Genomic DNA, 13,236 nt, shown 5'->3' with positions numbered 1-13,236 from the left:
TGCTCCGAATCGTCGTGTGGAGGTCACCTGTGGATCCCCAAGCGCATCATGGCCGACCGCTCCTGCCCGCCAAATCCGTGAGCGTACCGGCTGACCGAACGGACTACTGACCCATGGCCTGTCAGGTCGTTTACGCGCCAACTAGTTTGGTTCGCAAAGTGATTGACGTAGTTTCCTCATGACAGCAGTGATCAGCCGGTGGATACCCGCAAATCCTTTGCTTGACGTCCGCTGGACCCCGAAGCCTTGGAGCAGTCATGCGAGCAGTCAGCAGGAAGAAGAAGGTCGTCGTCCTGGCGGCCGCCATGGTCGGCATCGGCGGCGCAGCCTTCGCCTACTGGACCACCACAGGCGATGGCACAGGTGAGGCCGCCACCGGCACCACCGTGGCGGTCACCGTCAACCAGACCAGCACCGTCACCGGTCTGCGGCCGGGCGGAACGGCCCAGGCCCTGAGCGGCAACTTCGACAACCCGAACTCCGGCCCCGTCTACATCGGCGCGGTGTCGGCCCTGGTCACCGGCACGGACAAGGTCGGCTGCGACGCCACCGACTACACCGTCGCCGGCACGGCGACGGTGAACGCCCAGGTTGCCGCTGGCAATGGCGTGGGCTCCTGGTCCGGTCTGACCATCGCGTTCAACAACAAGCCGGCCGCGAACCAGGACGCCTGCAAGGGCGCCACCGTGAGCATCAGCTACTCGACGAGCTAGGGCTTTCCCGGGAGGTGCGGCAAACGCGCCTCCCGGGCCCGCTCCCCCTGCCTGACCGGCGGCCCCACCGCGACCGAACCGTGTGCTCCTGCACTTGAGGCCGGTGGCCCGCTGGACACCCCTCGAGGACCAGGTGAACCTGATGAGGCTGCGCGTCTGGCTCATCACGCTGGCCACCGCCGGTGCCTTGGCGGTGGGTGGACACGCCTGGGCGTTCTGGACCACGTCGGCTGCCGGGGCCGGGACCGCCGCCGTGGCCAGCCTGACCGCTGCGACGCAGGTGACTGCCACCTCACCGCCGGGCAGCGACACGGTCGACGTGGCCTGGAGCGCCGCGCAGCTGTCCACCGGGGAGCCGGCCCAGGGCTACTACGTGACCCGGGTCCGCAACGGGGACGGGGCGAGCACCCTCGCGTGCGGCACCTCGACGACGACCCCGACCACGGCCCTGGCTTGCACCGACAGCGCCGTCCCGGATGGGGCCTACCGGTACGTCGTCACGGCCGTGCACTACAGCTGGACCGCCGTCAGCAGTGCGAGCAACACCGCGACCGTCTCCCACGACACCTCGCCGCCGACCGTCGCCGTGACCTCGATCTCACCGTCCCCCAACCTCAACGGGCTCAACAACTCCAGCCCCGTCACCGTCACCCTGGTGGCCACCAACCCGGGGGGCTCCCCGGTCGTGTCGATCACCTCCTGGGTCGACGCAGAGGCTCACACCACGGTGAACGCTGTCACCACGGCCGCGCACGTGACCGGCGACGGCGCCCACACGGTGTCCTACTACGCCACCAACCTCGCCGGCGTGAGCAGCCCGACCCAGACCCAGCCCGTGACGATCGACACCACGGCCCCGTCGGTGACCATCAACCAGGCCACGACCCAGCCGGACCCCACGGCGAGCTCACCGATCACCTTCACGGTCGTCTTCAGCGAGACCGTCACCGGTTTCGCGGGCTCGGACGTGTCGCTGACCGGCACTGCAGCCGCCACGACGGCGACGGTGACAGGCAGCGGGACCACCTATTCCGTGGCGGTCAGCGGCATGGTCGGCGACGGCACGGTGCGGGCCACCATCGGCGCCGCCGGGGCGCAGGACGATGCCGGCAACGGCAACACGGCCTCCACCAGCACCGACAACACCGTCACCCGCGACGCGACCGCACCTGCCGCCCCCGCGGCCCCCACCCTGACCGCAGCGAGCGACACCGGGCCCTCGTCGACCGACGGCATCACCAAGGTCACCGCGCCCACCCTCACCGGCACGGCCGAGGCCGGGGCCACCGTCACCGTGTACGACGGCACCACCTCGATCGGCACCGGGACGGCCACCGGCGGCACCTACTCGATCACGAGCCTGGCGCTCGTTGCCGGAACCCACACCATCACCGCGAAGGCCACCGACCAGGCCGGCAACCAAGGACCTGCCTCGGCGGCCACGACCGTCGTCGTCGACATCACGCGACCTACCGTCAACATCACCCAGGCCGCCACCCAGGCGGACCCGACGAGCACCTCGCCCATCAACTTCACAGCCGTCTTCAGCGAGGCCGTCACCGGGTTCACCGGCAGCGGGGTGACCCTGAACAGTGGTGGGCAGAGCGCAGATCCCAGCACTGCCACCGTGACCGGCAGTGGAACCACCTACAACGTCGCCGTCAGCGGCATGACCCACAGTGGCGCCGTCATGGCCGGGGTCAATGCCAACGCGGCACAGGACCTGGCCGGCAACCTCAGCATGATGTCGACCGGTGGGGGCCCCACCCGGATCGTGGACTACACCGACACGACCGCGCCCACCGTGAGCATCACCGCCTTCACGACCGCGGGACGGATCGCCACCATCACCGGAACGGGAGGCACCAACCCCGGTGACGCCGCATCGGTCACCGTGGTCCTGTGCACCACCAACGCGTACCCGTGCACGGCGCTGCTGACCAAGGCCACCCTCACCGCCAGCGTCAACCCCGCCACCGGGGCGTGGACCATCACGTCCGGAGACCTCGGCATCAACCTCGCGCTCTACGCACGCGCCACGCAGGTCGACCTCTCGGGCAACACCGGCACGAGCAACATTGCCGGGCCCAAGTCCACCCTGTGACGAGCCTGGCGCGCGATCGACGGCGGGGCGCCAGCGGCCCCGAACCTGCCCCGGGCAGAGCAACAGCCCCGGCCGTGTGGATCGGCGCGGGGCTGTTGCGGATTCTGTCTCAACACAGAGTGCGCCCGAAGGGATTCGAACCCCTAACCTTCTGATCCGTAGTCAGATGCTCTATCCGTTGAGCTACGGGCGCGAATGTCGCCCCGGAGGATCCTTGTGGGACTGCCGGAGCAACGACGGGAAAGACTACCGGGTCACCCCCACGTCCACGAAATCGCACGCCGGCACCTCGAGTGAGCACGATGTGCGTCACCCGGGCCGGGGTTGCGCACATCGCGCTCACTCGAGGACGCGACCCGCGCGACAGACCTCAGGCGACGAGTTCCGTCCCGACCCCCGAACAGCGAATCCGCAAGGAATTCAACGAGATTCGGCCGTCTTCTTGCAAGGCTTGCAAGAAGACGGCAACGTCGGATGGCCTACCGGCAGGTTGTGAGCGGATTCACGAGCGATCTCCGCCCTCCGTGGTACCGACCACTGTGGGCCGCGGCGTACGGTGGCCAGATCAGCAGCGTTCACCATGTGGACATCGAGATCGATGTCGCGTGGACGCTCCACCTCACATCCGGGACCCCAGTTCTCCCCGGGCGAAAGGGACGGCCGATCAGATGACGACCGAGGCGACGAAGACCGACCAGCGCGCAGGGGGCACCACGCACGCCCGCCTGCAGGCCTGGGTCGACGAGGTGGCAGCCATGACCACCCCCGACCACATCGAGTGGGTCACCGGCTCCGACGCCGAGTGGACCCGCCTCACCGACAAGCTCGTCGCGGCCGGCACGTTCGTGCAGCTCGACGAGGAGAAGAAGCCGAACAGCTTCTATGCAGCCTCCGACCCGACCGACGTCGCCCGGGTCGAGGACCGCACCTACATCTGCTCCGTGGACGAGAAGGACGCCGGGCCCACCAACAACTGGATGGACCCGAACGAGATGAAGGACCTCATGCGCGGGCTCTACGCCGGCTGCATGAAGGGCCGCACGATGTACGTCATCCCGTTCGTCATGGGCCACGTCGAGGCCGAGAACCCGATGTTCGGCGTCGAGATCACCGACTCCGAGTACGTCGTGGTGTCGATGCGCGTCATGGCCCGCTGCGGTGTCAACGTGCTCCGCCGCATCGAGGAGCTCGGCGACAAGGCCAAGTACGTCCCCGCGCTGCACTCCGTCGGCGCCCCGCTCGAGCCCGGCCAGCAGGACGTCAAGTGGCCCTGCAACCCGGAGAAGTACATCGTCCAGTTCCCCGAGGAGCGGATGATCTGGTCGTTCGGCTCCGGCTACGGCGGCAACGCCCTGCTCGGCAAGAAGTGCTACTCGCTGCGCATCGCCTCGGTGATGGCCCGCGACGAGGGCTGGCTGGCCGAGCACATGCTCATCCTCAAGCTCGTCTCCCCCGAGCAGCAGGTCTACTACATCGCCGCTGCCTTCCCGAGCGCCTGTGGCAAGACCAACCTCGCGATGCTCGCCCCGACCATCCAGGGCTGGAAGGTCGAGACCCTCGGCGACGACATCGCCTGGATGCGCTTCGGTGAGGACGGCCGGCTGTATGCCGTGAACCCCGAGTTCGGCTTCTTCGGCGTCGCCCCCGGCACCAACGAGCACACCAACCCGAACGCGATGAAGACCATCAACAAGGGCAACTCGGTCTTCACCAACGTCGCCCTCACCGACGACGGCGACATCTGGTGGGAGGGCCTCGAGAACACCCCCGCGCACGCCACCAGCTGGAAGGGCGAGGACTGGACCCCTGACTCCGACGAGCTGTCCAGCCACGCCAACAGCCGCTACTGCACCCCCATCGAGCAGTGCGACATCCTGGCCGACGAGTACTACGACCCCAAGGGTGTGCCGATCTCGGCGATCTTCTTCGGGGGCCGCCGCAAGACCACGGTGCCCCTCGTGACCGAGTCGCGGGACTGGACCCATGGCACCTTCATGGGGGCCACGCTCTCGTCCGAGACGACCGCGGCCGCGACCGGGGCTGTCGGCGTGGTCCGCCGCGACCCGATGGCGATGTTGCCGTTCATCGGCTACAACGCCGGCGACTACTTCCAGCACTGGATCAACCTGGGCAAGGACGCCGACGCGTCCAAGCTCCCGAAGATCTTCTACGTCAACTGGTTCCGGCGTGACGAGGACGGCGGCTTCCTGTGGCCGGGCTTCGGCGAGAACAGCCGCGTACTCAAGTGGGCCATCGAGCGCATTGAGGGCAAGGCCGCAGCGGTCGAGACCCCCATCGGCCACGTGCCGACACCCGAGTCGCTCGACACAGACGGTCTCGACATGACCGCGGCCGAGCTCGAGCAGGCGCTCGCGGTCGACCCCGAGGAGTGGAAGGCCGAGATCCCGCAGATCGAGGAGTGGTTCGCCAAGTTCGGTGACAACCTGCCCACCCAGCTCCAGGTCGAGCTCGACGGCCTGAAGGCCCGCCTCGGCGTCGAGTGACCGAGGTGAGCTAGCCCGTATGCCGCCCGCGCGGCATACGTCGAAAGGCCCGGAACCGCTTGCGGTTCCGGGCCTTTCGCGCACGTGGCGGGTTCAGCCGGCCTGCTCCCGGTCGTGGGCGAAGTGGCTCGCGGGCACCCGCACCGCGACGTCGGTGCCCGCGTCGGAGGTGCGGATCTCGACGGTGCCGCCCATCGCCGCGACGATCTGGTGGACGAGGTAGAGCCCCAGGCCGACGGCCTCGTCGTCGCCGGTGCCGACGCCGCGGCGGAACGGTGCCAGGGCCCGCTGCAGCCGGGTGGGCTCGATCCCGTCGCCGTGGTCGGCCACCCGGACCTCGACGGTGACGCCGAGCCTGCGGATCGCGACCGACACCAGCCCTCCGTGACGCGTGTGCTGGAAGGCGTTGTCGACGAGGTTGCGCACGACCTGCTGGAGGCGCTCGTGGTCGAGGGTGCAGACGGTGGACGGCAGGTCCAGCTGCAGGTCGTGGTTGCGGCGGTGCCGGGACGACGCGTCGAGGGCGCGCGCCACGGTGAGCGCCACGTCGTCGTGGCGCGGGCGCACCGCGAGCGCGCCCGGCCGGTCGGAGTGGTGCGACAGCAACCCGTCGACCAGCTCCTCGACGCGTTGACCCTGGCTCTCGATGTCCTCGAGCAGGGTGTCGAGGTGCTCGTCGTCGAGCCGGTCACGCTTCTGGCGGGCGGTGCGGGCCGAGCCGACGATGACGGCGAGCGCACCACGGAACTCGTGGGCGACCGCGGCGATCCCGCGCTCCTGCAGCTCCAGTGCGTCGGCCAGCGCCAGAGACTGGTCGCGGTGCTCGGTCGAGCGCCGGACGAAGAGGCGGCTGAACACCCACAGCACCCCCGCCACCCCCACCAGCGTGCTGACCACGAAGGCGTAGTTGACCAGGGCGGTCTGCTCACCGGTGATCAGCTCATGGACCCACGCCTGCAGGGCGACGACCCCGACCGACAGTGCGAAACCCAGGGCGACACCGCGCTGGCCGTACCGCATCGTCGCGTCGGCGACCACCGTGAACGCCACACACCACGAGACGTTCGGCTGGAGGTGGGCGAACCCGACGGCATACCCGACGATGAGCAGGAGGTCGACGACGAAGCCGACGTGCAGCAGGGCCTTGCTCGACCACCCGGTCCGGCGCCCCCAGAACCACAGCGGCACGCAGGCCAGGGTGAGCATCGCCATGGTCGACCAGGCGAAGGCTGCCAGCGCAGCGTTGGGGAAGTCGGTCAGCTCGATCAGGACCAGCCCGGCCACCAGGCCGAACAGGCGCAGGACGGCCACGAGCCGCTCCACCTGACCTGCCGACAAGACCAGCACCCTGCGATCCCTTCGCCCGTCCCCACCAAGGACGATATCGGGCACAGGGGCCCAGCGGGCCCGCACCCGACAGACCCGTGGAGGGCTCGGCCCGGCATACTCGCGAGCATGGCTCACACCGGAGTGGTCTTCCCCGAGGTCAACGGCAAGCGCAGCACCTCGGCGCTCGGCCGAGCGGTGGTCGCCGACGCGCTGCGCCCGGTCGACCAGGTCGGAGCGCAAGCGGCCGAGCGCGAGACCAACTGGCGTCAGGGATATCTCGCGCACTTCCGGCGGATGGTCGAGGCAGGCCTGCTCCGGGACGGCGAGGCCGCGGTCGACGTGGCCCGCGCGGGGCTGGCCTCGCTGCACGATCGGATGCGCGCCACGACCCTGGCCGGTGAGGTGCCGCTGGACGAGGTCTTCGCGGCCACGTCGCCGGCGCTCGACACGGCCACCGTGCGCGGCACGGGTGAGCGGACCACGGAGCTCAGCCTCCCGCTGCACGGCCAGCGGTTGCGTGGTGACGCGCTGCGCCGCCAGCTCGACGACTGGTCGGCGCGAGGCATCCTCGAGCCGTCGGCGGCCGACGCGGTGCGCGCCGTCCTGGCCAACCCCGACTGGCTCGACCTCAGCGACCAGCGCGTCGTCGTCCTGGGCGCCGGCGCCGAGATGGGCCCGCTGCGCTCGATCCTGTCGTGGGGTGGCGAGGTCGTGGGCGTCGACCTGCCCCGGCCCGAGATCTGGACCCGGCTCCTCGAGGTCGCCGGGAGCTCGGCCGGCACGCTGCACGTCCCGGTTCAGCAGGGTGCCCGATGGTCCTCGCACGACCTGGCAGCCCACGCCGGGGCCGACCTGCTGCACGGCCTCCCCGCGATCGCGGACTGGCTGGGTGCCACGAAGGGTCCGCTCGTCCTGGGCAACTACGTGTATGCCGACGGCGCCACGAACGTCCGCGTCTCCACCGCGGTCGACGCGCTGAGCCTGGAGCTCCTGCGTCGCCGCAGCGACGTGGCGCTGGCCTTCCTGGCCACCCCGACCGACGTCTTCGCGGTCCCCGCAGCTGCCGTCGAGCACTCGACCCGCAGCTACCGGTCGCCCAGCCGGCCGATGCGGCTCGTCCGGCCGGCCCTGCGCACCCTGAGCGGGGGACGGCTGCTGCGGCGCAACTACGCGCCGGGGACCGACCCCGGCATCAACGACAGCCTCGTGCCGCAACAGGGACCGAACTACGCCCTCGCCAAGCGCCTCCAGCGCTGGCGCGCGACCGTGGCCCGGCGTGACGGCGTGGCCGTGTCGCTCAACGTGGCACCGCCGACCCGCACCCGCTCGGTCGTCAAGAACCGCGCGCTGGCCAGCGCCTACGCGGGCGCCCACCGGTTCGGGATCGAGGTCTTCGAGCCTGCGACGAGCAACACGCTCATGGCGGCCCTCCTGGTCCACGACCTGCGCACGGCGGCGGCGCAGCCGACCACGCCGTGGCGCGAGGAGGCGACCGGCGCGGTGCACGGAGGTCTCTGGCGCACGGCATACGAACCCCGCAGCGCGCTCGGGCTCGCCGTGGTGCTCGGGCTCGGTTCGGCCCGCACCTGAGGATGACGCACCTCACGCTGACGGCACCTCACGGTGAGATCGGGGTGACCGTGGCCCGCAGCGTGCGCGGCGCACCGCCACTGCTGACCAGCGCCACGCTGGTGTAGCCCCCGGCGGGGAACACCAGGTCGGTGATCGACACGGTGCCGTCCTGGGCCAGCACCTCGACCGAGTAGCGATCGACCAGGACCCGCAGCACGGTCTCGCCGGGATCGAGCGGCGCGCTCTCGACACTGGGGAAGAGCTCGTGCACGGCCGCCCCGGACCGGGTCCGGTCGACCACGAGCCGGGGCGGGTCGGCCGCGACGACGATGCTGGTGAGGGCTCCGTCGGAGCCCCGCAGCTCGAGCCCCGCCTGCTCCGCCGGGCCCACGTCCACCTCCACCTCGAGGTATGCCGCGCCGCCGGGCAGCGAGGCCACCCTCCCGCCACCCACGACCTGGGACTGCTGGCCGCGGGTGAGTCTTGCGATCCCGACGAGCGCCTGGGCCAGGCGCGGCCCACGCGGTCCCGAGACGAGCGTGAGCTCGCGGGGCGCCGTCATCTGGCCCCGCCACGCGACGGTCGGCACCGCCTCGGCGTACTGCCAGTTGCCCATCCAGCCGAGGAGGATCCGGCGCCCGTCGGCCAGGCCGTTGTAGGTGACGCCCGCGTAGTTGTCGCGGCCGTGGTCGAGCCAGGCGACCTCTTCGTCGCCGACGGGGGTGAAGGTCGTGCCGTCGAAGTGACCGACGAAGTACTGCGTCCCGGACGGACCCGGGAGCGTGCCCGGGGTGAGGCTCACCAGCAGCGCCCAGAGCACCCGCGAGGGATCGCCGTCGACGGCGAGGGGGAACAGGTCCGGGCACTCCCAGACGCCCGACCGGGCTCCACGGCCGCCGACGTCGCTGAGGTGGGTCCAGTCCCGCAGGTTGGGCGAGCCGTAGATGCTGACCCGGTGCTCGGTCGGCCAGACGACCACCATGCGCCAGGACCGGTCCGGCTCGAACCAGAAGACCTTGGGGTCGCGGAAGTCACGCGCGTCGCGATCCAGCACGGGGTTGCCCGCGTACTTGGACCAGGTCCGGCCGCGGTCGGTGGAGTAGGCCAGCGACTGCGCCTGGACGCCCTCGCGACCTGCGGCTGACGTGGAGGCGCTGGTGTAGACAGCCACCATGGGCGGGGTGTCTGCGGTGCCGAAGCCCGATGTGTTGTGGTCGTCGAGGACGGCGCTGCCGGAGTAGACGCCCTCGTGGGCATCGTGGGGGATGGCGACGGGCTGCTCGGTCCACGTCACCAGGTCCGGGCTGGTGGCATGGCCCCAGCTCATGTTCCCCCACCGGTCGCCCTCGGGGTTGTGCTGGAAGAACAGGTGGAAGACCCCGTCGGCGTAGAGCAATCCGTTGGGGTCGTTGAGCCAGTTGCGCTGCGGGGCGAAGTGCGCGACCGGGGCTGGGGATCCCGCGGCCGCATCGACGGAGCACCCGGCCTGCTGACCGGGTGCTCCGTCGGATGGGACCGCGTCCTGCGGAGTCAGGTTGTCGCCTTGACCGCGAGCACCGGACAGTTGGCATCGAGCAGGACCTGCTGGGAGGTGCTGCCCAGGAAGAGCTTGCCGACCGGCGTCCGCTTACGGACCCCGATGACGATGAGGTCCGCCGACTTCTCCGCGGCGACCCGCAGGATCTCCTCGGCCGGCGCCAGCGCACCGGTCGACTGGGTCACCTCGTGCTCGATGCCGGCCTCGGTCAGCTCGGCCTCGATGGCGTCGATGTCCTGGGGCGTCGCGAAGGACGTGGAGGCGAAGTTCCCGCTCTGTCCGGTGTTGACCACCACCAACGAGGCCCCGACCAGGAGCGCCTCAGCCTTGGCTCGCTCGAAGGCCGCGACCCCCTCGGGAGTGGGGATGTAACCGACGACGATGGTCCCGCTCATGCCGCGGACTCCAGCTTCTTGGCTCCCGTCATGATCGCCACGCCCTCGCCCATGTCATGGGTCTGCGGCGTGATGACACCGGCCCGGCCACCGAGCCGCTGGATGTGGATGCGGTCCGCGACCTCCCACACGTGCGGCATGTTGTGGCTGATGAGGATGATCGACAGCCCCTTTTCGCGCAGCTGCTTGACCATGTCGAGCACCATGCCCGACTCCTTGACGCCCAAGGCGGCGGTCGGCTCGTCGAGGACGACGACCTTGCTCCCGAACGCAGCCGCACGGGCCACGGCGACAGCCTGGCGCTGGCCACCCGACAGGGTCTCGACGGCCTGACCCATGTTCTGGATCGTCTGGATGCCGAGGTCCTGGACCGACTGGCCCGCCCGCTTCTCCATGCCGCTCTTGTCGAGCATGCGCAGCACGGAGCCGAGCGGTCCCTTGCGACGCTCCTCACGAGCGAGGTAGAGGTTGCTCGCGATGTCGAGTGCCGGGATCACCGCCAGCTGCTGGTAGACCGTCTCGATCCCCGCATCGCGGGCGTCCTGGGGCTTCTTGAAGCTGACCGGTTGACCACCCATCGTGATCTCGCCCGAGTCGGGGACATAGGCCCCGGTGAGGCACTTGATGAGGGTCGACTTCCCGGCGCCGTTGTCACCGATGACCGCCAGCACCTCACCCGGATAGAGGTCGAGGTCGACGCCGTCGAGGCCGACGACGCGACCGAAGGTGATGACGAGCTTGCGGGCCGACATCACGGGGTCCTGGGCGTAGATGGACTCCTTGCCCGTGGGGACGCCGCCGACGGCGACTTCGAGGTCCGTGGTGCTCATCGGGGTCCCCTCGAGGTATCGGAGCGAGGGACGAGCGGAGAACGTCGTGGGGTGATGTTCATGCCTTTACCTTCCTGATCCACTGGTCGATGGCAACGGCCACGATGACCAGGATGCCGGTGGCGAGGACGCGCCACTGCTGGTCGACGCCGAGCTGGGAGAGCCCGAACGCGAAGGTCTGCACGATGAGCGCCCCGATGAGGGTGCCGACGAGCCGACCCCGGCCCCCGAAGAGGCTGGTCCCGCCGATGACGACGGCGGTGATGCTGGCGAGGTTGGCGTCCGGCGCCGCGTTGGGCGTGGCTGCTCCCGCTCGCCCGATGAGGATCCAGGCAGCGATGCCGTAGATGAGGCCGGCCACCGTGTAGACGGCCAGCAGGATCCGCTTGCTCGGCACACCCGACAGGCGGGCCGACTCGGCGTCGTCACCGACCGCGTAGACGTAGCGGCCCCAGGCGGTCTGGGACAGGACGAACCCCATCACGACGTAGATCAGGATGACCACGACGATGCCCCACGTCAGCCGGACGCCTCCGATCCCGAACCCCTCACCGAGGAAGTTCAGCAGCCGGGGCAGGTGGTCGGCTTGGATGCTCTCACCGCCGGAGTAGAGCAGCGCGATCGCGGTGAAGATGCTGAGCGTGCCCAGGGTGACGATGAACGGTGGGAGGTTGATCCGCGTGACCAGCAGCCCGTTGAGCAGGCCGGCAACGGTGGCCAGGGCGACGCCGATGAGCAGCGCCAGGATGCCCGGCATGCCGTCGTCGCGGGCCAGCGAGGCCATCACCATCATCGACAGGACCATGACGGCGCCGACCGACAGGTCGATGCCGGCCGTGAGGATGACCAGGGTCTGACCCACCGCGAGGGCCGCCACCACCGCGGTCTGCTGGAGCAGGATGCCCATCGAGTTCGCGGTGAGGAACGTCGGTGTCGCGATGAAGAAGGCGACGACCGCGACCAGCAGCAGGAACAGCGGGCTCAGCCACGGCTTCCCGTGGAGCTGGTGCTGGATCCTCTGCACGGGGGAGTGCTGCCGCCGAGCGAACTCGGCGGCCGCACTGGTGACCTCGGTGCTCATGGTCAGTTGCCCCAGCAGATCTTGGCACCCTCGTCGGAGGAGATGCTGTCGATGCCGTCGGTCTTCTTGTCGGTCACCAGCGCGACGCCGGTGTCGAAGAAGTCGAGGCCCTCGGTGACCTTGGGCTTCTCCCCGCCTCGGGCGATCTTGGCGATGGCCTCCATGCCGAGCGTCGCCATCTTCAGCGGGTACTGCTGGGCCGTGGCCCCGATGACCCCGCTCTTGACGTTCGAGACGCCGGCGCAGCCACCGTCGACCGAGACGATCGTGGCGGTCTTGTTGGCTGCCTTGAGCGCAGCGTTGGCGCCGACGGCCGCGGGCTCGTTGATCGTGTAGACGAGGTTGATGTTGGGGTTCTTCGCCAGGCACTTCTCCATGGCCGTGCGGCCACCGTCCTCGGCTCCGTTGCTGGCCTCGTTGCAGACGATCGTGTAGTCGCCGCCCTTGCCGGCGGTGTACTTGCCGGTCTTGGCCTCGTCGGCGTTCTTCTTGCCGTCGGCGACGTCGATGCCCATGCCCTCGAGGAAGCCCTGGTCGCGGTTGTAGTCGACCGAGACGATCTTGTCGGTGAACAGGTCGAGCAGGGCGATGACGGCCGGCTTGCCGTCGAGCTGGGCTGCCGCCCACTGGCCGTCGAGCTTGCCGGCGTTGCGGTTGTCCGTGGCGAACGTGATGTCGACGGTGTCAGCCGGGTCGGGCGGCGTGTCGAGCGCGATGACGAAGAGCTTCGCGTCGCGAGCCTTCTTGATGGCCGCGTTGACGCCGGTGCTCATCGGCGTGATGAGGATGCCCTTGTCGCCGCGTGCGATGGCGTCCTCGATGGCCGTGATCTGGCCCTGGTCGTCACCCTCCTGCTTGCCGGAGGCGACGGTCAGCTTGACGTTGTTCTTGGCGGCGTCGGCCTTGGCGCCCTTCTGCATGGCGACGAAGAACGGGTTGGTCGAGTCCTTCGTGATGAGGGTGACTCCCACGGGCGCCTCGCCGCCGCTGCTCGAGGCCGACGGGCTCTCGCGGTTGCAGGCGCCGAGCGCGAGGGCGGTGGAGGCGGCCAGGGTCACGGCGAGCGTGCGGCGAGCCAGTGGGCTGAGGGTCGTACGGGTCATGGGAATGATCCCCTCTCTTGCGGCTGTGCCGCTCTTGACAACGTTGTCAAGACAGTGTGTAGTCGCCC

The 13,236-nt window shown here is 69.7% G+C and carries 10 protein-coding genes and 1 tRNA gene; 4 read left to right on the top strand and 7 right to left on the bottom strand.

Translation table 11 applies throughout. The annotated features are described in order from the left end of the window. Positions 1-257 precede the first annotated feature (257 nt). Positions 258-713 carry a hypothetical protein gene (locus AC1DV7_RS07615; RefSeq protein ID WP_477596180.1) on the top strand — a complete coding sequence of 152 codons (456 nt, stop codon included), beginning with the start codon at positions 258-260 and terminating at the stop codon, positions 711-713. Between the two features lie 142 nt (positions 714-855). Further along, positions 856-2,817 carry a beta strand repeat-containing protein gene (locus tag AC1DV7_RS07610; protein ID WP_477596178.1) on the top strand — a complete coding sequence of 654 codons (1,962 nt, stop codon included), beginning with the start codon at positions 856-858 and terminating at the stop codon, positions 2,815-2,817. A 120-nt stretch (positions 2,818-2,937) separates the two neighbouring features. Here the strand turns inward: AC1DV7_RS07610 and AC1DV7_RS07605 are convergent. Beyond that, positions 2,938-3,010, bottom strand: a tRNA-Arg gene (locus AC1DV7_RS07605). A 475-nt stretch (positions 3,011-3,485) separates the two neighbouring features. Here AC1DV7_RS07605 and AC1DV7_RS07600 point away from each other — a divergent pair. Further along, positions 3,486-5,321, top strand: a complete 1,836-nt coding sequence (locus tag AC1DV7_RS07600; RefSeq protein WP_477596176.1) for a phosphoenolpyruvate carboxykinase (GTP) — start codon at positions 3,486-3,488, stop codon at positions 5,319-5,321. A 93-nt stretch (positions 5,322-5,414) separates the two neighbouring features. Here the strand turns inward: AC1DV7_RS07600 and AC1DV7_RS07595 are convergent, their stop codons facing one another. Then, on the bottom strand, positions 5,415-6,668 hold the full coding sequence (locus AC1DV7_RS07595) for a sensor histidine kinase (protein WP_477596174.1): 1,254 nt from the start codon (positions 6,666-6,668) through the stop codon (positions 5,415-5,417). 108 nt (positions 6,669-6,776) lie between these two features. On the opposite strand from AC1DV7_RS07595, the gene AC1DV7_RS07590 reads away from it, so the two are divergent. Continuing rightward, positions 6,777-8,240 (top strand): hypothetical protein, encoded by a 1,464-nt coding sequence (locus tag AC1DV7_RS07590; RefSeq protein WP_477596173.1) that lies wholly within the window; start codon positions 6,777-6,779, stop codon positions 8,238-8,240. Between the two features lie 28 nt (positions 8,241-8,268). Here the strand turns inward: AC1DV7_RS07590 and AC1DV7_RS07585 are convergent, their stop codons facing one another. Genes AC1DV7_RS07585 through AC1DV7_RS07565 form a run of 5 tightly spaced genes read right to left on the bottom strand, consistent with a single transcriptional unit; the run spans position 8,269 to position 13,168 of the window. Beyond that, positions 8,269-9,756 carry a glycoside hydrolase family 32 protein gene (locus AC1DV7_RS07585; RefSeq protein WP_477596298.1) on the bottom strand — a complete coding sequence of 496 codons (1,488 nt, stop codon included), beginning with the start codon at positions 9,754-9,756 and terminating at the stop codon, positions 8,269-8,271. Further along, positions 9,753-10,154, bottom strand: coding sequence for a universal stress protein (locus AC1DV7_RS07580; RefSeq protein WP_477596171.1), 402 nt, complete (start codon positions 10,152-10,154; stop codon positions 9,753-9,755). Before AC1DV7_RS07580 ends, AC1DV7_RS07585 begins: the two co-directional genes overlap by 4 nt. Further along, positions 10,151-10,984 carry an ATP-binding cassette domain-containing protein gene (locus tag AC1DV7_RS07575; RefSeq protein WP_477596169.1) on the bottom strand — a complete coding sequence of 278 codons (834 nt, stop codon included), beginning with the start codon at positions 10,982-10,984 and terminating at the stop codon, positions 10,151-10,153. The genes AC1DV7_RS07580 and AC1DV7_RS07575 overlap by 4 nt, the downstream gene beginning before the upstream one ends. Positions 10,985-11,042: 58 nt before the next feature. Beyond that, entirely contained in the window at positions 11,043-12,065 is a 1,023-nt protein-coding gene (locus AC1DV7_RS07570) for an ABC transporter permease (RefSeq protein ID WP_477596167.1), read from the bottom strand. 2 nt (positions 12,066-12,067) lie between these two features. Beyond that, complete coding sequence (locus AC1DV7_RS07565; RefSeq protein ID WP_477596166.1) at positions 12,068-13,168, bottom strand: substrate-binding domain-containing protein; 1,101 nt, start codon at positions 13,166-13,168, stop codon at positions 12,068-12,070. Between the last annotated feature and the right edge of the window lie 68 nt (positions 13,169-13,236).

Source organism: Pedococcus sp. P2_E4 (assembly GCF_056403935.1).
The sequence above is the reverse complement of the archived record's forward strand: the minus strand, read 5'-3'. Positions and strand labels throughout refer to the sequence as shown.

Excerpts from the sequence above, each read along its gene's own strand:
- AC1DV7_RS07615 (WP_477596180.1), top strand. The coding sequence starts at position 258 with ATGCGAGCAGTCAGCAGGAAGAAGAAGGTCGTCGTCCTGGCGGCCGCC.
- AC1DV7_RS07610 (WP_477596178.1), top strand. The coding sequence starts at position 856 with ATGAGGCTGCGCGTCTGGCTCATCACGCTGGCCACCGCCGGTGCCTTG.
- AC1DV7_RS07600 (WP_477596176.1), top strand. The coding sequence starts at position 3,486 with ATGACGACCGAGGCGACGAAGACCGACCAGCGCGCAGGGGGCACCACG.
- AC1DV7_RS07590 (WP_477596173.1), top strand. The coding sequence starts at position 6,777 with ATGGCTCACACCGGAGTGGTCTTCCCCGAGGTCAACGGCAAGCGCAGC.
- AC1DV7_RS07580 (WP_477596171.1), bottom strand. The coding sequence starts at position 10,154 with ATGAGCGGGACCATCGTCGTCGGTTACATCCCCACTCCCGAGGGGGTC.
- AC1DV7_RS07575 (WP_477596169.1), bottom strand. The coding sequence starts at position 10,984 with ATGAGCACCACGGACCTCGAAGTCGCCGTCGGCGGCGTCCCCACGGGC.
- AC1DV7_RS07570 (WP_477596167.1), bottom strand. The coding sequence starts at position 12,065 with ATGAGCACCGAGGTCACCAGTGCGGCCGCCGAGTTCGCTCGGCGGCAG.
- AC1DV7_RS07565 (WP_477596166.1), bottom strand. The coding sequence starts at position 13,168 with ATGACCCGTACGACCCTCAGCCCACTGGCTCGCCGCACGCTCGCCGTG.